The organism is Catenovulum sp. 2E275 (assembly GCF_025515275.1).
GTDB lineage: Bacteria > Pseudomonadota > Gammaproteobacteria > Enterobacterales > Alteromonadaceae > Catenovulum.
On record NZ_JAOPFU010000029.1, the window covers coordinates 1 to 19,274 of the forward strand.

Here is a 19,274-nt window from a genome sequence, read left to right on the forward strand (position 1 = left end):
CAATCAAATTCGGTATTTAAGCAAACATATCAACGTTTAGTGGCTGCTGGAAAATCTAAAAAAGTCGCCATAATAGCCTGTGTCAGAAAGATGATAGTGATCTTAAATTCAATGCTTCGGGACGGAGTTTTATGGGAAGCGCCGAAAACTTAAAATTAGTTATTGACACCGTAGTCTCTTGTTAGCTGTATTCCTACTCGTAAACAATACTAAATTTGTTAAACCAGCCAAAACTAGCTTCAGATAAATAAACTGTATTTTCAGAGCTACTAGTGATTTTTAAAGTAACGTCATTTAGCCATTCAACTTTTGGAGCAACATCATTTGAATGCCCTTCCATTGCAAATATATTACCAGATTCATTCATTAAAGCTTCATTTGAAGGCAATATTGATATTTGAGTAGAAAAGCCTGTTGTGGCACCGCAATCTCGTTGAAAGATCACAGCTTTATACTTTGCGTCAGGTGATTGAAATACAGAATGCTCGTAGTTTCCACACATATCAGAAAACAAGTACATCATAAATGCAACAAAAGCAGCACTTATAAGTGCTGCTATACCACCCATCCAACATATTATTTTAATAAACAAATTCATCGAATACAGCTAACGCCCGCATTTGCGGCAAATTGGAGCGCAGCGGAAATTTGTCCGAAACATGCGCTTGTTAGGGCTTGCACTTGATGCCGAATTGCTTTGCAAACTCGGGATCTATCCAAGCCGACTCTACTTGGCCAGGCTCTAGTTCCACTTCCTTTGGAGAAGAACACCTAGAAACAAAATCATTTACTGACCCAGAAAGAATTTTGCTCTCTCCTGTTTCGTGATCCCAGAAGCACACAGCCTCGTTAAGGAGAACGAAATAATTACCACAATCGTCCTCTGCAAGGACATTCGAATTAGATAAAACTTTAGGAAATGGCAGGTTGCCTTTTCGGATTATGCCATACTCAACGCCATTTTCGCTTTTGAAGACTTTACCAAATGCTCGATTCATATCTGAGCCCTAACGAGACTGTAGAAAAACCTATTTTAATAGCTCCGGTTTAGCCACAATCTACTTAATAATTAATTTGATATTTACTTTTACCTATTTTTCTCAATTTATCAACTAATCGATAAATATCAGATACAAAAGAATAAAGTAAGATCAATTAAAGTAAGATGACACCCACTGTTGTGTCATTGTTATTTTTAATCTTTGTTGGCTGCTATTAAATTTTTATCCTGTGATTACTTTTGAGAGCTAGCCAATACCTGTTTAATAAATGGCCATTTTTTCTGAGTATACATTTCACGGTTCTCGGCATAATTGTTAGCTAATTCACGTTTTAATTTCGCATATTGTGTAGCTAAAGAGCTATCTGAACGGAGAAGATCACGAAACTTAATGCGCTCATGCCATAATGCGCTTTCATAAGGTATTAGGTGAAGATGATGCGTTCTAAAAGCATCTGATGGTTTGCAAAACCAGTGCATTACCTCAGTTTTATAAGGCCAATATTCATAACCACTCTCTACCAGAGCATTAATTGCCGGTTTGGATTCAGTTAGCGATTTAACGCCAAACATAATATCAATTACTGGCTTAGCAACCATACCAGAAATGGCTGTACTACCAACATGCTCAATCGTTCCAAATTGCCATTTTCCGGCAACAGCCATCAGCTTTTCTTTTTCGTCTTTAAATTTAGATGGCCATGAAGGATCATACTCTTCAAGGGTTATTTTTGCTCGACTCACTTGATTAACTTTCCCTAGTAGCCCTGTGCCTCATGTATTAAATAGCTTGGGCAAAACGTTAGTTTTAGCTTGAAATTAATTGGTGTATTTTATGGATAATCATTTAAAACCGTAAAAGATCATACGCGCTGCCAATGCCAAATATTAGCTTTAATATTAAATAATTACCAAACTTGATTGGTTAACTTAATTTTAATCTTCGCTCAATAAAACAAAAAGGGATATTTTCACGCTAAAGCGTGACCTACAGGCAGAGTTATTTGGCCATTTTTATCGTTATGTTACGGCAAGTTAATTTTAAAAATCTATCGCTAAAAATTTGATAATCGTTAAAACATGCTTTTATTTAAAAATAAACGACGAACTGGGTTAAATCAGCTTAATCATCAAACTTAGGTTTAAGTTTGTTAAAACAACTGGCATTTATTTAAACCGATAGAATACTTGATGAGTTTTAGTCAGTTAACCAAAGTTAATGTTTAAAAATAATGTTTTTTTGATAAACTACTTTTTATAACTAACAGATGCTAAACTTATTTTTTGGATGTAGTCGCTTTTTTAAAGCTATCTTAATAAGTCTATTTTAACCTTTGTAAAATCCTATGATGAAATAGGAAGGGAGAACCCCTTTGTTTGACAGCTCAAATTTAACTTACTCGGTCAATAACAGCACCATCGTTTTAAGAGATGATAAAAAAGAACTGTTATTAGTAACGCCACCAAAATATAAAAATATTCATGTTACACGATACAATGTTGAATTAACTGACATGAAACCAGACAGACGCCCAAATGTAAAAGTGATTTATTTGCATGAAGTGTTTAAACGTGAAAAAACGTTTTTCTTTGTTAAAGCAGGTGATACCGAATATCAGGTTGATTTAAAGTTTGAAGAAAACCCAATCACACCAATGAAGTTTTAATCAAAAAATCTTAGGTTAAAATAACCAGTTAACATTAAAAATGGCTACCGAGGTAGCCATTTTTGTTTCATGTTTTATTAATCTGCCACTTAGGATTAATTGGCAGATTAATTAGTTTGATAAATCGATTAATTTAGTTTTCACCTTACCAGCTAAATTATCTACTGTGACTCTGACTTTTTTCGCACTTTGCTGCCAGTTGTTCAGATCAATTTTTGCTCTGTATGGTGGGGTGAAATCAGTTGCAGCCAGTTTAAATTCACCATCTTTAGTCATGTATTCAGTGGTTACTTTAAGTAATGCTGGCGCTGCATCTGTGGTTTGAGTTTCGCCAAGTCGGTACTCAATATTAAACAGTTCACTAACCCGTTCATCCACTCCAGCTTGAGTAACCGCTACCGAAGGTAAATTGGCAGGTATAATTTGTGAATCCGCTTTGTAAATCACAAACCCAAGCGGTGGCACAGTTAAGTTAACCTGATCGTTTTCAGTTTTTAGGGTATCCGTTTTAGCTGAGTCGCTGGCTAACACTAATTTGTACTGGGCTGAGGTTGCAGCTAACTGCAAAGTTTTTGGCTGCTTGGCTGAGTTAAAAGCTAACAGGTATTCAACTTGCTCATTAGTGTCAATACGTGAAAAAGCATATAAGCCAGATGCTTTATCTGCAAAACGATTTAAGTGAATACCACGTCTTAATGCTGTATTTTGTTTATACACTTTTGCAAATTCAGCAAGCGATTGATAAATCACATGGCTTTCATCAAAGTTATCATCTGCGGTGGTTGCATCTGTGCCCAATAAATTATTGTCGTTATAGCTATCCACTAATGATGGCATCATATTTTCGCGGGCAGCCTGATCATTACCATCACCGGTAAAACCTTGCTCATCACCGTAATAAACCACTGGAATACCACGAGCAAAATACATAAATGCGTGAGTTAAAATACTGCGCTGTGTTTTTTCAGCTTCGCTGGCATCGGCAAAATTGTTATTTAAGAATAATCCAATTCGCCCCATGTCGTGGTTACCAATAAAGGTAAGTAGCTCATCTGCGCTGCTGTCTTCATCATTATAATAATCGTCATCATCAAATAATTTAGTGAGCTTTTGTGGACTACCATGATTAGCAAATACATCATCTGCGTTGCCTTGCAAACCAAAATCTAAAATAGCTGGCATTTTTCCAACTGTGGTAAAGCGGCTTAAAAATGCAGGATCGCCATCATACACTTCACCAAAAATATGGAAGTTAGGAATACCCTCTTTGTGGGCGTGTTCCATTATTGCCGGTGAAAATACTTGCCAGAATGACATATCGACGTGTTTAACCGTGTCCACTCTAAAGCCGTCTGGTTTAAACTCTGAAACAATATGTTTATAGATATCAATAAATCCATCGACGACAGCTTGCTGACGGGTATCTAAATCATCTAACCCTGAAAAGTCACCATAAACTGCGCTTTCGCCCTGCCAGAAGCTATCACCCTGATTATTGTAATATTTAGGATCATTTAACCAAGCTGGTGTTTTAACGGTTTCCTGACCTTTAGGAATAAAAGGCGTATATTTATCGCCACTTTGGGTTTGTTCAATGGTTTTGTATTTACACTCGTATGAGCTTGAATCTAAATGTCGGCCTTGTTCATCGTGACATTCACGGTAGCGGATAACATCAGCGGTATGGTTGGTGATAATATCAAAAAAGACTTTTATGCCTCTTTGGTGCGCTTTATCTATTAGCGATTTTAAATCTTTATTGCCACCTAGATGCGGATCAATTTCACTAAAATCGACAATCCAATAACCGTGATAACCTGAGCTATCGCCCTGTACTGCGCGGTTTCTTAAAATAGGTGTCATCCAAATAGCTGTAATGCCCATATTTTCCAGATAATCTAGCTTTTGCTCTAACCCTTTTAAATCACCACCGTGATAATAAGCTTTGTTGTCTGGTTTAAAACCACCGTAAGAAATTGGCTTATTTTTATCTCCGAGATCATTTGATTTATCGCCATTTTCAAATCTGTCTGGTAATACAAAATAAAAAATATCGTCCCGCACATCACGGTTTAAATAATCTTGATAAATATTATGGGTGGTTTGATTAGCGCTGGTTGGTTCAGTAGGTTGGGTTTTAGATGCACCGCAACCGGTAAGAGCAAAGCCAACTGCCAGACTGACAGCCGTAATAAAATTTTGTTTTAACATATTAGTCATCCTAAAAAAGCACAATGCCAGATTACCTGTTACTAAAATGTTACTTTTATTTTAAATAAACACCAAATACATACGTATGCAAAACCCTGCATACGTATGTGAAAAAGCAATTTAGGCGGTTTTCAGCTTCCAGTTAACGGTTTGGCCAGCAAAAAACGGTACAATCGGGTTACCGTTTGGCAAAATAATTTGCTCAGGGATCTGCCATTCTTCTTTAACTAAAGTCACTTTTCCGCTATTGCGCGGTAAACCATAAAAATCTGCACCATTTAAGCTGGCAAATCCTTCCAGTTTATCAAGCGCGTCTAGCTCATCAAAAACCTGAGCGTATAACTCTAAAGCGCTCCATGCACTGTAACAACCGGCACAGCCACAAGCTGACTCTTTGCGGTGTTTTTCATGCGGGGCTGAATCTGTCCCTAAAAAGAATTTTTTAGAGCCGGATTTAACTGCTGCGCGTAACGCTTGTTGATGTGTATTACGTTTTAACACAGGTAAGCAATAATTATGTGGGCGTACGCCACCAACCAATAAATCGTTACGGTTAAGCATTAAATGCTGTGGTGTAATAGTTGCGCCAACATTATCACCGGCTTCACTGACAAATTGTGCTGCATCGGCTGTTGTAATATGTTCGGCAACAATTTTTAAATGCGGAAATTTTGCGACTATTTTGCTTAAATGCTCATCAATAAATACTTTTTCACGATCAAAAATATCAACTTCATGACGAGTCACTTCACCGTGAATTAACAGCAATAAACCTTCTTCGGCCATAGTTTCAAATACCGGATACATAGCCTCTAGCGCACTTACCGCGGCATCAGAGTTAGTCGTTGCTCCAGCAGGGTAAAGTTTGCAGGCAATCACACCGGCTTGTTTAGCTGCGCGAATATCTTCGCTGCTGGTATTGTTAGTTAAATACAAAGTCATTAATGGTTCAAACTGGCTGCCGGCTGGGCGCGCAGCTAAAATACGCTGTTTATAATCCATCGCCATTTGTGCAGTGGTTACCGGCGGTACTAGGTTAGGCATCACAATTGCTCTGGCAAAGCAGCGGGCGGTAGCTGGTACAGTTTCCGGTAACATATCGCCATCACGAAAATGTAAATGCCAGTCATCCGGCGTTGTAATTGTAATTTGATTCATCTAATTTTAATCTCTCATTCTTTAATCATATGTTGGCTAAGTTTGGTGATTAACCTGTACCACCAACCACTAACTCGTCCACTTTGACCGTTGGCTGACCAACGCCAACAGGTACACTCTGGCCGTCTTTACCGCATACGCCAACACCTAAATCTAACTCTAAGTCGTTACCAACCATTGAGATTTTATTCATTGCATCTGGCCCGTTACCAATTAAAGTAGCGCCTTTAATGGGCGCGGTAATTTTGCCGTCTTCAATTAAATAAGCTTCAGAGGTCGAAAATACAAATTTACCCGAGGTAATATCAACCTGACCACCACCAAAGTTAGGTGCATAAATGCCCTTTTTAACCGAGGCAATAATTTCTTGCGGATCGCTTTGTCCGGGTAACATATAAGTATTGGTCATTCGAGGCATAGGTAAATGGGCATAGGTTTCGCGGCGGCCATTGCCGGTTGGCGCAACGCCCATTAAGCGGGCATTCATTTTGTCCTGCATGTAGCCTTTAAGCACACCGTTTTCAATTAATACATTGTATTGACTGTTCACCCCTTCATCATCCACATTGAGTGAACCGCGGCGATTTGCCAAGGTGCCGTCATCCACGATAGTACATAATTCAGAGGTCACTTTTTGCCCCATACTATTACTGTAAGTAGACGATTTTTTACGGTTAAAATCGCCCTCTAACCCATGCCCGACCGCTTCGTGTAATAATACACCCGGCCAACCCGCACCAAGCACAACTGGCATAGTTCCGGCTGGGGCTGCAATGGCTTCTAAATTAACTAATGCTTGCTTAACTGCTTGTTTAGCATATTGGCTGTATCTTGCTTCGCCTGAGTGGCTGGCTTCAAAAAAATAGGCATAATCAGTGCGGCCACCGCCACCACAACTACCGCTTTCACGACGACCATTTTGCTCAACCAAAACCGTACAATTTAACCGAACTAACGGACGCTGATCGGTTGCTAAAGTACCATCACTGGCTGCAATTAATACTTCCTCGTAAACGGCTGAAATACTGGCATTAACCTGTACAACTCGCGGATCTTCTGCTCTGGCAATTTGCTCAATATCTTTAAGCAACTGTACTTTTTGCTCTGGCGTTAGGCTAGAAAACGGATTAACCCCCAAATAAATTGGTTTAGCTTGAGTTTGTTTTAAAACAGCAATCTTAAAATCTGAGGTTTGGCTGCTAATACCTCGCGCTGCATCTGCGGCTTTGGCAAGTGCGGCTGAGCTAATTTCATCGGCATAAGCAAAACCAGTTTTTTCACCATCTACGGCTCTAACCCCAACACCGCGTTCAATATTAAATGAACCATCTTTGACGATTCCGTCTTCTAAAACCCAGGATTCGTGTAAGCTCGATTGAAAAAATAAATCGGCATAATCAAGCTTACGCTGATGCATAAACGCTAAGTTTTTTTCAAGTTCAGTTAAATCCAACTGACTTTGTGATAATAAATTATCTGTAACTGAATTCATGGATTGTCTTACTTAAATTTTCTGTGTTGTAAATTAGGCATTTTGGCTCTGGTTTGAGTCACTTTACTTAAATGAATTTGACTCTCCATTATGCCTGCCTGCTCTGCATGTTGGTGAATAATTTCGCCCCAAGGATCAATCAACATTGAATGACCAAAAGTATGACGACCATTTTGATGCTCACCGGTTTGATTGGCCGCCACCACAAAACACTGATTTTCTATTGCTCTGGCGCGCATTAATGTTTGCCAATGGGCGCATCCTGTAACATAAGTAAATGCACTTGGAATACAAATAATATCCGCACCTTGCAATTGCATTAATCTAAATAATTCAGGAAAACGAACATCGTAGCATATTGCCAGCCCAACTTTCGCAAAAGGGGTATCAACCACAACCACTTTGTCACCTGCAAGCGTATTATCGCTTTCACGATACTGCCCAGTTTTATCTGCAACATCGGCATCAAATAAATGTATTTTATTATATCTGGCTTGAATATGCCCGTCTGGCGAAAATAATAAACAAGCGGCACTGTATAGCTGGGTTTGAGGATTTTTAATCGGCATACTGCCAGCCACCAGCCATAAATCGTATTTTTTAGCATTGTGCGCTAAAAAGTTTTGAATCGGCCCATTACCATAATCTTCGGCTATCTGCCCCATTGCACCGGTAAAACCACCAAAGCTGGCAAAACACTCAGGCAGCACCACTAATTTATGCCCTTGCGCTTTAATCTGCGAAAATTGCTGAGATAACCAGAGCAGGTTGTCTTCCACACTCACTTTGGAGTTCATTTGAATGCTGGTAACTGAGATGTCCATTAAAACCTCATTAATTTGATCATTTTGCGACTCACAAAATCATCCGATTATTGTTTATTGCCGGATTTTGCTTTTTTAGGCAATTTAACTTCGCGACTTTCGCGGGCTGTTTCAACCACCTGAGGGTTATCTATTGTACCACTAATCTTAAATTTAATTTGTGAGATCACATCGGCAGATTCGATTACCTGATCAATCGCCAACGCCGCAATCCCGGTAACCGGATTAACCATCCATGCAATTAATACCGGTAAGCTAGAGGTAATTTTAGGGCTAAAACGAATATCGTAATTTATCTTTTGTGATACTAAATCTGTACTGCCTTTAATTTCCATATTACCGGCAACCCCATCCATAGTGGTGTTATCTGTATAGGCCAAACCATTGGTCAACTTAATGCTGCCTTTCATCTGGTTATAAAATAAACCTTTGCTAAATACATCTCTAAAGTCCAGTTTTAGTTTACGTACCAGCGAATCTAAACTCAGTACAGATAATAAACGTGCGCCTTTATCCGATACCTCGGTTAAATAACCTTCCCCTAAACGAATATTAATATTGCCATTCAAATACTGATAACCGATATCCATAGGCGCTTGCGGCCAGTTTAGTTCAAAATCAGCATCTATACTTGAATCACGAATTGCCGAGGTTAATTGATAATCTCTTAACCAGTGACCAAAATCAGAGCTGTTTATTTTGCCTTTTATTTGTGTGGTACTGCGATTTAAATTATCAAGCCGCCAAGCACCTGATGCATTTATTTTATGCTGACGATAATCGAGCTTAAAATTATTCAATAACAAATCATTAGGCGATGCCCTTGAAATATCAAAACTAACTTTACCCAAATTTTTATCGTCTAACTGGCATTGCTCACAACTAAATTTGGTGGGAGGAATAGCGGCAAAAATTTCTCTAAGTTCTTCTTTTGTAAAAGCGGATAAAATAACGTTGTGCTCTAGTTTTTCATCCAATTTTTCTGTTTGAGCTTCCGCTTTATTAAGAGTTAATAGTAATTGCTCGGCCGAAATATTTAACCCTTGTTTATCCCAGTTATCAAACGCATTAATTTCGCCTCTAAATTCATCAGCAAAAACTTTACTGTGCCAATAACCATCGCTGCGCTGCACATCAAAATTGGTTGCATGCCATGTTAAAGGCCCCAACTCTAAAAAATCGACTTGACCTCTTATTCGCTCAGGTAAATCAATCATTGCTTCACCGGTACTTTCTTGCTTACTTAAATCTTTATTTAAATCATTAATAAAATTAACGTAATCAATAAAGTTGACCCGTCTTAAATGCGCTGAAATATTAAATCCTGTACCTGGAGCGGATAAGACATCTTCGCCTAATACCAAATAAGCTCGACTAAATTTAGCTAACTCATAAGGTAAAACTGAGCTAAAACTAATATTATTACCAGACGTTAATTCTATTATTGCACTCTCATCATCTCCCGCAACCATGAGGTTAGTAATACGCAATTGCTCTGCATTTTTATCGAAAGGCTGGGGTAATTTGAGAGTTACCCCATGTAAATCTGATGCAACATCTAATCTATAATTTAAACTATCATTAGCGCCAAATAATATTTCTAAATGACCATCAACATGTGCGCTTCCTTTCAACCTATCTGCCATGTTCAAAAAATCAGCTTGGGCTAAAATAGCATCTAAAGGCCAATCACCTCTTAAATCAAATTGTAACTGATAGCCTGAATTTAATTGTCTACTGTTGATATCCATTTGATAAGGGACTGGCCCCCAATCAAATGTCATTTTACGGGCTTTTAATTTATCCATATTAAATTCAAGCAGCCCGTTTACTCGCTGGAACTCAAATCCTGTTTTAACAATAGAAACCGTATTTTGATTAAATAAAACCTCTCCACTGGCATTTAAATTCTGACTATTATGCAGTGGTATAAGTAAATCTAAGTTAAGTTTAACCAAACCTCGAACTTGAGCTTGCTCTAATACATTCCCAACAGAGTCTTTTAAACTGCTTTGTAACATAATTTGAGTGGCTTGCTCGCCTTGAGCTTCTGCTGTGGCTGATAATTGCAGTTCTGCTTGTGGTGAAGTTAAATCCGCTATATTAGCTTTTAAATTTAATAACTGGGCACCTAGTAATTTGGCTTGCTGGCTTTCAAAAAAGAGCCCTTGATTTTTAAAAGTCAGTTTTAAATCGATATCATTTGCTGCTGGCCAATCTGGCTGAAATTGAAATAAGGCATCTCGTAGTGATAGCTGAGCTTCAAATATCCCTTTATTGTTAATAAAAGGGTAATCAATTAACTTACCTTGCCAAATCAGTTGACTATGCTCAACTACTCCGCCCTGTAACCCCTGCTTTAAGTAATTGAATGTTTCTTCACCAATTAACTTTTTAGGTAAGAGCCGTTCTACATCTGTGACCTTTACTTGGCCTAACTCACCATAAGCTGAAAGCTGCAATTCTTGTTGGTCATCAGGTTGTAACGACAATGCTGCATTCAACTCAAATTCTTTTAGTGCTAATTGAACTTTAGGTAAGTTGATACGCCAGTTAGAGTCATGATAATGAATAATTGATTGAATATTAGCAGATTCAACCTGTAATTTATCATTAAAGACTTGCTGCCATACCAGCTCACCTTTTGCTAAATGCCAATTACTAACTATGCTACCTGGCCTTGCTGAGATTTCAGCTGATAGCCCGGTTAGCTGAGGAAGTGATAATACTTCTTGCCAGTTTAAATCAATCAAGTTGGCATGTAGTCGCCAGTCATCTTTACTGGTATAAGAAAAATGAAAGTTTTCAACCGAAGGTTCACCATTTAAGGCGTTTAAAAATTGGCTGGCTTGCAATGGTAATGGAAACAAGCTGGCGATAGCTTTATATGGATTTAGAATGACTTCCGGTGAATACACCTGCCAGCTTTGGTCTTGCTTGGTCAGGCTTAAATTTAAACCAGCCCATAGCTGCTCACCAACAGCAAAACTTATATCATCGATATAAAAACTAGTGGTATTCTGCTTCAAATTAGCCTGAACTTGCCCACTGACTAACTCAAATTGTTGAAGTTGATTGCCCAAATACCAACTCATAGGACTAGGATCAAAGTTTAATAAAAACGCTCCCAACTCACTATTTTCAATATTTAACCAAGCTTCAAATTTTAACCGACTTTGAATATCTCGGACTCTTTTAGCTAAATAAGGTTTAAACCAGGGCGCTAAATCAATCCCATCAGATTTAACATAAAACTCACCAGAATAAGTTTCATCACCAGAGTCGGTTAAATCTAAAATAAAGCCGAGTTTATCTTCTTCAATTCCTTCAAGCGAAAAATCGCCTACGCCTTGGTGGGTATTACCTCGGTTAAACCATTTTAGTTGGTGTACCTTTATTTGATGAGCAGCTTGATCTGGAGTGATAATAGTGACAAAACTATCTTGGACATCAAAACGTCTAAACTGCTCTAAAAAAATCTCCTGAAAAAGATCAGCCACAGCAAAATTATCACCACTTTCTTTTGCTGCATCTAATTTGTCGATATCAACCAGGACTTCAACACCATCTAAAACAAAGTTTTTAACTACAAAGCTACGTTGTAATAAAGTCTGCCAAAAATCTAACTCTAAATTGACCTGCTTAATGTTGACAATAACAGGTGAGTCAAATGCATCTTGTCGCTCAAATTCAAAACCAATCATTTCGATTTGAGGGCCTAACCCTCGCCAATCAGCTGTTAATGATTCTATTCTAATTGGCTGGTTAAACTCTTGTTCAAACCAAACTGAAAGCTCATCTTTAAAATCATTAGCATACGGTAAACTAATACGGATAGCACTCAGCAATAAGGCTACAGTAACTAATACAATCGCGAAGCCCAACCAAAGCTTACGAATAATGCTTGATAATAAAGACTTTACTTTCACTAAATCATGACCACATCAAATTGCTCTGGACCATATAAAGGTTCGGCCTGAACTTTAATTTGTTTACCAATAAACACTTCAAGTTCACCTAACGCATGCGACTCTTCACTTAATAAATAGTCACACACTGCACCACTGGCATAAACCACAAAACGGTCGGCATCATAAGCCCGGTTAACTCTAACGACTTCACGTAAAATTTCATAACAGATGGTTTCAACTGTTTTTAACGAACCACGCCCCTGACATATATGACACGAATCACATAAAATATGTTCCAAACTTTCTCTGGTACGCTTTCGGGTCATTTCGACTAATCCTAAAGCAGAAAAGCCATGAATGTTTGATTTGGTCCTGTCGTAAGATAAAGCTTGTTCTAAACCGTGTAATACCCGGCGTTTGTGATCATCATTCATCATATCGATAAAATCGATAATAATAATTCCACCTAAATTTCGTAACCTAAGCTGACGGGCTATTGCTTGAGTCGCTTCAATATTGGTATTAAAAATTGTATCTTCTAAATTACGATGCCCGACAAATGCACCCGTATTGATATCAATTGTGGTCATGGCTTCGGTTTGATCAATAATTAAATAGCCGCCGGATTTAAGCTGAACTTTACGCTCCAGTGCTCGTTGAATTTCATTTTCGACATCAAATAAATCAAAAATTGGCCGCTCACCGGGATAATATTCAATAACACTTTTTAAGTTAGGCACAAACTCTGTCACAAACTCGTGTAATTGATCAAAAGCCAGTTTTGAATCAACCCGAATTCGTTCTACTTTGCTGCCAACAAAGTCTCTTAAAATTCTAAAAGCTAGGGTTAAATCTTCATATAAACAACGAATTTTGCCACTGCGTTGTTTACGTTTGAGGATTTTGTTCCACACCCTTCGTAAAAAAATAGCATCTTGCTCTAGCTCTTCAGCCTCTACGCCTTCTGCCGCAGTACGAACAATAAAGCTACCTTTGTCGTCAGAAAACTGACCAACAACTTCTTTTAATCTGTCTCGCTCAACTTCGCTTTCAACCCGCTGGGATACACCAACATGCTCAGAGCCGGGCATAAACACTAAATAACGCGATGGAATGGTAATGTCAGTTGTTAAGCGTGCCCCTTTTGTTCCGAGCGGATCTTTAACTACCTGCACAACAATATCCTGACCTTCTTTAACTAAGTCACGAATATCACGTACCGGAAGCTGAGCTTTATCAATGGCTTGCTCGTCTTTAATTTCGTCATGCACACTAATATCCGAGGCATGCAAAAATGCGGCTTTATCTAACCCTATATCAATAAAAGCGGCTTGCATGCCAGGTAAAACCCGACTCACTTTACCGCTGTAAATATTACCGACTAAGCCGCGTTTAGCTTGCCGTTCAATATGAACTTCCTGCAAACTGCCGTTTTCAACGACAGCAACTCGGGTTTCGGTAGGGGTAATGTTAATTAATAATTCTGCGCTCATGCATTTAATCCGTATCAGTCTAGTTGAGCTAATAACTGTTTAGTTTGATATAAAGGTAAGCCAACAATCGCCGAATAATTACCATTGATATTAACCACAAATTGCCCACCAATCCCTTGAATAGCATAACTGCCCGCTTTATCCAGAGGTTCACCTGTTTGCCAATACTCAACAATCTCTTGTTTTGTTAGTTTTGCAAATGTGACTTGGCTAATGACTACATCGGTTAATATTGTATTTTCTCGATACAAACAAACCGCAGTCATTACCTGATGAGTTTGCCCAGATAACATACTCAACATGCGAATAGCGTCTTGCAGGCCTGTTGGTTTACCCAATAATTCACCGTTAAATACAACTATAGTATCTGAACCTAATACAGCTTTATCTTTTTGGCTATTTTGCCAACCAGCCTGCGCTTTTGCAGTTGCTAAACGGAGTACATAAGCTTTAGCGTCTTCATTAATAAATGGTGTTTCGTCAATTTCACCTTCGATAAGCTCAAACTTAACGCCTAATTGAGATAATAACGCCTGACGACGAGGCGATTTTGAAGCAAGATAAATAGATGTCATAAATTAGCGAATTCTGAAAGTGCGGCGATATTTACGCAGACCATAAAAAACAAATGTCCAAACAAAAGCATTACTCAACACTGGCCATAAAAGCTCCGGCATAAAATATGCTGTTGTTAAAAAATGCTGCAACCAATAATCAACTAAATGATAAAATGCAGTCACTAGAGCAATAATTAATGATTGTTGCCAGCTTGAAAAGTTTCGAATTGTTAGATAATTAGCAGAACAAATATAAGCGACAAAAGCCAACATAAAAGCATGGGTCCCCAAAACAGACCCCAATAAAATATCTAATAAAAATCCACAAAACCACGCTGTCCCGACATTAACTCGATGAGGCAGCGCAATACACCAATATACCAATACTAATAAAATCCAATCCGGACGATATGACTCGATAATACTCGGCATAGGAGTAATAGCTAAAGTTAACGCAAATAATAAAGTTAACCCGATTAAAAAAAATCCTCTCATGGGTTAATTTTCTCCTGCGATTTTGGTGGTATGCTATCAGCATCTTCTTTATTTGGATTTTCAGATACAGCTTCAGGTTGATGCTCTGATGAAGGAGGCCAAAGCAATAATAAATATCGAATCCGATCTAAATGGGCAATTGGTCTGGCAACAATTTGAGCAAACGGCAAGCTTTCGTTAAACGAAACTTGAGTGACTTCTGCCACCGGATAACCTTCTGGATATTTATTGCCTAAACCTGAACTCATTAATAAATCGCCAACTTGAATATCCGCAGAATGAGGCACAAAATTAAGTTCCAGCCGATCAATTCTTCCCGTACCACTGGCAATGCTACGCACAGCATTACGCGCAACTCTTACCGGAATAGCATGAGTATGATCGGTAATTAATAATACCCGACTGGTTAATGAACCGACATTAACTACCTGACCAACAATCCCGTTTTCATCCAATACAGCCTGCCCTTCGTAAACGCCATTTAACGCACCTCGGTTTATAACCACTTGATGGCTATTAGGATTGCTTTCTACCGACATAACCTCGGCAATCATTTTACGCATATCCTGACGGAGTGGCGAATCGAGCAAAGCTCTTAATCTGTCATTTTCACGTTCTAAAAATGCCATTCGCTGCACTTTCTCACTTAACAATAAATGCTGCGCTCTTAATTTTGCATTTTCTTCAATTAGGTTTTGACGCGATGTTAAAGACTCACTCGACCAGTTAAACATTTTTTGTGGCAGGTTAGCGACATATAAAATCGGGCTGACTAACGAATTTAAATAAACCTTAGCAGGTTCAAAAGCGTTGAGTTTGTGATCAACAAAAATCATTGCAACCGATACAATCAGCGCAATAAAAATTCGGGTTTGAGGGGCAGGACCATTACCAAACAATGGAGTCATATAAATGCAGACCAATAAAAAAAGTCGGCCTAAGCCGACTGATTAATCATAAGAAAATAAGTCACCACCGTGGATATCAATCATATCAATGGCTTTACCACCACCACGAGCAACACAGGTTAACGGATCATCCGCAATAACAACCGGTATGCCGGTTTCTTCCATTAGTAAACGGTCTAAATCTTTTAATAAAGCGCCGCCACCGGTTAATACCATACCACGCTCACTAATATCAGAGGCAAGCTCTGGAGGTGATTGCTCAAGTGCAACCATAACAGAGCTAACAATACCTTGGAGTGGTTCTTGTAAAGCTTCTAAAATTTCATTGCTGTTTAAGGTAAAGCTTCTTGGCACACCTTCAGCAACATTACGACCACGAACTTCAATTTCTTTAACTTCATCACCCGGATAAGCTGAGCCAATTTCGTGTTTAATACGCTCAGCCGTTGCTTCACCAATTAAGCTACCAAAGTTACGACGTACGTAAGAGATAATCGCTTCATCAAATTTATCACCGCCAATACGTACCGAAGATGAATAAACAATGCCGTTTAATGAAATAATTGCAACTTCAGTTGTACCGCCACCAATATCAACCACCATTGAACCCGTTGCTTCTGACACTGGTAAATCAGCACCTATTGCCGCTGCCATTGGTTCTTCAATTAAATAAACTTCACGCGCACCTGCACCTAGGGCAGATTCTTTAATCGCTCTTTGCTCAACTTGGGTTGCACCACAAGGCACACAGATTAAAACTCTCGGGCTTGGACGGAAAAGATTGGTATTGTGAACTTGCTTGATAAAATATTGCAGCATTTTTTCGGTCACATAAAAGTCAGCAATAACACCGTCTTTCATTGGGCGGATAGCTCTGATATTACCTGGCGTACGACCTAACATTTGTTTTGCTGCATGGCCAACGGCTGCTACCGTTTTTTGCCCACCTGCTTTTTCCTGACGAATTGCAACCACAGATGGTTCGTTTAATACAATACCTTGATCTTTAACGTAAATGAGTGTGTTTGCTGTCCCAAGATCGATAGACAAGTCATTTGAAAACACACCACGGAGTTTTTTTAGCATGGGGAAAAACCCTATAATAATTCTTAACGATGAAAATTGCCGCTAACTTTACCAACGAGGCAACTTTTCGGCAAGCAAACTAAACTGATATATCTAATTAGTCGACATTTTATTAAGCTTGTTTATTTTTAGTCAGTAAAACCACAAAGAGACAAGCATCGCTCTGCGGCTTAGCTAAACGTTTTTATACTTAAACATTTACTAATTAACAACATCATTCGTGCTCGCTATTTTAAACAAAAAACAGCAACATAACAGTGCAACTGGCAATTAGTTTTTAAGTTTTTTAATTATTTTTTACGATTTGGGTTTTCACTAAATCTGAAAACACATTTTTTGGCTGATTAGACATTAACTCATACACCTGTTGATAAGCCAACACAGCCTTCACATACTCACGGGTTTCACTGTATGGGATGTTTTCAATCCAAATATCCAGCGGCAGCGCTTTTTCCTCCGGTAACCAAGTGATTACTCTGCTATAACCCGCATTATAAGATGCTATCGCCAATGGGGTTTGCTGCTGCATACGTTTAATTAAACTGCTAATATATTTAGTGCCTAAACGAATATTTGTCTGAGCGTCATATAATCTTCGATTACTGACCCTACTACCTTCAACATGTTTAGCGGTTGCTGGCATTAATTGCATTAACCCCCTTGCCCCTGCTGGTGAATAAGCATCTTCCATAAAAGAACTTTCTCTGCGTGAAATCGCAAATGCTAAACTAGGTTCGATCCCAACTCTTTGACTATATTTTTCATATAAATCAGCAAACGCTTTAGGAAAACGAATTGCCACTTCATCATACAAACCGGCTTGAGAAATGCCTCTTAATGCTTGATCGTACCACTGCCACTGATAAGCTAAATAAGCCGCCGCTGCTAGCTCATTTTCGCTTAATGTTCGTTTAAATTGCCACCATTCACGGCGAGCTGATACTTTATAATCAAGCTGTAAAAACTCATAAGTTCGTTTAGCTGCCGGCGCATTAGATAATTTGTGCAATACTTCTTGCTCAGCTTTGTATGGCTTGTAATTAAGTTGGTACGGTTCGCCTATTTGGGCTGCCGCCATAAAACCATAATAGTGTCTGAGTTTTGATAATTCAGTAAAACGAGTTTTAGCGGTTTGTTCAATCCCAAGTTCGGTTTGAGCACGTGAAAGCCAATACTGATAAATGGCTTCATCTTGCATATTTTGCGGCAATGATTGAATAACAGAAGCAACATTCACCCAATCTTGTTCACGCAAATAGGTGGCTAAATGCCAGTGTACCAATTTACTGTCTTTAACATGATCTGGCACTTTATTTAGCCAAGTAATCGCCTGCGGATGATCTTTACTCGCCAGCGCTAACGCAAAGGTGTAGTAAACTTTATCTCTTTGCTCTGCAGTAAACGGAAATGACTCTTCAACAGATAACCAGTGCTTAATTGCTGCATCTGGGTCGCGCCAAATGAATCTTTTAATGCCATAAAACTGAATACCAGCATAATCTGCTGAACGTTTTTTAAAGTGTTTAAGCTGGGTAATAACCGCAGGATCTTTCCGTACCGAATGCCAAAGTTTTGCCCAATCTTTTTCACTTTCTGGTAATAGTCCGGTTAAATATGGAATTAACGTATGGCTGCCGCCATCTGCTGCTTTTTCAACTCGGCGTTTAATCACATCAGAGGTTTGATAACCCGCTTTTTTCCATTTAGCAAATAAAGGGTCACAGGCTTTCGGTTGAGATTTACCCACAACCCATAAGTCTTCAATTTTATCGGCTAGCGTGGCTATTTTTGCCCCTATTTCAAGTTCAGCCGACAAATAGTGGCAATTTAACTCTGCATTAGAGGTTGGTTTAAAATCATTAATATAAAGCAAGGGTTGGTTTTGTTTGGCAAGATACTTTAACCAAGTCTCTCGTAGAGGCCACTCTAGTGGCGTACCTTCGTACAAAGATAAAAAACTACGGATTTTTTCTTTATTAGATAAAAAAGCATGATTTTTTAAATAAGCCTGCTCAATATAAGGAAATAACGGATAATCCCCCAGCTTTTCCCGCCAGTTCTCAACTGTGGTATAACTCCCGTTTGCAGCCTGCGACTTAGCTGTTTCAAACCACTCACGCTGCTGTTTAATATCATAACTTTGAGCAAAAACCAGACTGCTTCCAGTCATCCATGTGATGGCACCAAAAATCAAATTTGCCAACTTCATATCTGCGAATTCCTATTTATTACAACTGAAGACTACGAACTTGAAAACAAATATTCAAACAAGCGTTTGAATATTTAAAAATTGTGATTACACTTAATCTTTATTAACACAATGTTGACTACAACATAATACTCAAAGCTGTGCTTAGGTGTAACCCTAAATCTATACCGGTTGGATCTAATCAGCTTATTCTTCAACCTAAGCAAGCCAATAAAGCTTGTGTAAACAATACAATTAGACAAAACAAACGGTCAAAGGTTTAT

Annotated in this window: 15 protein-coding genes and 1 pseudogene; 2 read left to right on the forward strand and 14 right to left on the reverse strand. The window is 38.6% G+C overall.

Annotated features, from left to right (window positions below):
- Positions 1–153: pseudogene (locus N7931_RS13110) on the forward strand (IS110 family transposase); the annotation flags it as partial.
- Between the two features lie 40 nt (positions 154–193).
- Here N7931_RS13110 and N7931_RS13115 read toward each other — a convergent pair.
- The 3 genes from N7931_RS13115 to N7931_RS13125 all read right to left on the reverse strand — a co-directional run bounded on the left by N7931_RS13115 (position 194) and on the right by N7931_RS13125 (position 1,744).
- A complete protein-coding gene (locus tag N7931_RS13115) occupies positions 194–598 on the reverse strand; it encodes a DUF5412 family protein (protein ID WP_262794682.1) in 405 nt (134 codons plus the stop codon).
- A gap of 70 nt (positions 599–668) precedes the next feature.
- Positions 669–998 (reverse strand): SMI1/KNR4 family protein, encoded by a 330-nt coding sequence (locus tag N7931_RS13120; RefSeq protein ID WP_262794684.1) that lies wholly within the window; start codon positions 996–998, stop codon positions 669–671.
- 236 nt (positions 999–1,234) lie between these two features.
- A complete protein-coding gene (locus tag N7931_RS13125) occupies positions 1,235–1,744 on the reverse strand; it encodes a GrpB family protein (RefSeq protein WP_262794685.1) in 510 nt (169 codons plus the stop codon).
- A gap of 629 nt (positions 1,745–2,373) precedes the next feature.
- Here N7931_RS13125 and N7931_RS13130 point away from each other — a divergent pair.
- Positions 2,374–2,667, forward strand: coding sequence for a hypothetical protein (locus N7931_RS13130; protein WP_262794687.1), 294 nt, complete (start codon positions 2,374–2,376; stop codon positions 2,665–2,667).
- A gap of 111 nt (positions 2,668–2,778) precedes the next feature.
- On the opposite strand, the gene N7931_RS13135 is transcribed toward N7931_RS13130, so the two are convergent.
- The 11 genes from N7931_RS13135 to N7931_RS13185 form a co-directional block, all read right to left on the reverse strand.
- Complete coding sequence (locus N7931_RS13135; protein WP_262794688.1) at positions 2,779–4,878, reverse strand: alpha-amylase family glycosyl hydrolase; 2,100 nt, start codon at positions 4,876–4,878, stop codon at positions 2,779–2,781.
- A 120-nt stretch (positions 4,879–4,998) separates the two neighbouring features.
- Positions 4,999–6,036: a dihydroorotase gene (pyrC, locus tag N7931_RS13140; protein WP_262794689.1), complete on the reverse strand. Its 1,038-nt coding sequence runs from the start codon at positions 6,034–6,036 to the stop codon at positions 4,999–5,001.
- 49 nt (positions 6,037–6,085) lie between these two features.
- A complete protein-coding gene (gene tldD / locus N7931_RS13145) occupies positions 6,086–7,528 on the reverse strand; it encodes a metalloprotease TldD (RefSeq protein WP_262794690.1) in 1,443 nt (480 codons plus the stop codon).
- 8 nt (positions 7,529–7,536) lie between these two features.
- The gene (locus N7931_RS13150) at positions 7,537–8,352 is read right to left on the reverse strand and encodes a carbon-nitrogen hydrolase family protein (RefSeq protein ID WP_262794692.1); all 816 of its coding nucleotides are present in this window, start codon (positions 8,350–8,352) and stop codon (positions 7,537–7,539) included.
- A gap of 47 nt (positions 8,353–8,399) precedes the next feature.
- Positions 8,400–12,281 (reverse strand): YhdP family protein, encoded by a 3,882-nt coding sequence (locus tag N7931_RS13155; protein ID WP_262794693.1) that lies wholly within the window; start codon positions 12,279–12,281, stop codon positions 8,400–8,402.
- Complete coding sequence (rng, locus tag N7931_RS13160; RefSeq protein ID WP_262794695.1) at positions 12,281–13,756, reverse strand: ribonuclease G; 1,476 nt, start codon at positions 13,754–13,756, stop codon at positions 12,281–12,283. The genes N7931_RS13155 and rng overlap by 1 nt, the downstream gene beginning before the upstream one ends.
- 14 nt (positions 13,757–13,770) lie before the next feature.
- Entirely contained in the window at positions 13,771–14,331 is a 561-nt protein-coding gene (locus tag N7931_RS13165) for a Maf family protein (protein ID WP_262794697.1), read from the reverse strand.
- Between the two features lie 3 nt (positions 14,332–14,334).
- Positions 14,335–14,808 (reverse strand): rod shape-determining protein MreD, encoded by a 474-nt coding sequence (gene mreD, locus N7931_RS13170; protein WP_262794698.1) that lies wholly within the window; start codon positions 14,806–14,808, stop codon positions 14,335–14,337.
- Complete coding sequence (gene mreC / locus N7931_RS13175; RefSeq protein WP_262794699.1) at positions 14,805–15,716, reverse strand: rod shape-determining protein MreC; 912 nt, start codon at positions 15,714–15,716, stop codon at positions 14,805–14,807. The genes mreD and mreC overlap by 4 nt, the downstream gene beginning before the upstream one ends.
- A 42-nt stretch (positions 15,717–15,758) precedes the next feature.
- Positions 15,759–16,802 carry a rod shape-determining protein gene (locus N7931_RS13180; RefSeq protein ID WP_262794700.1) on the reverse strand — a complete coding sequence of 348 codons (1,044 nt, stop codon included), beginning with the start codon at positions 16,800–16,802 and terminating at the stop codon, positions 15,759–15,761.
- A gap of 286 nt (positions 16,803–17,088) precedes the next feature.
- Entirely contained in the window at positions 17,089–19,011 is a 1,923-nt protein-coding gene (locus tag N7931_RS13185; protein ID WP_262794702.1) for a transglycosylase SLT domain-containing protein, read from the reverse strand.
- Positions 19,012–19,274 lie beyond the last annotated feature (263 nt).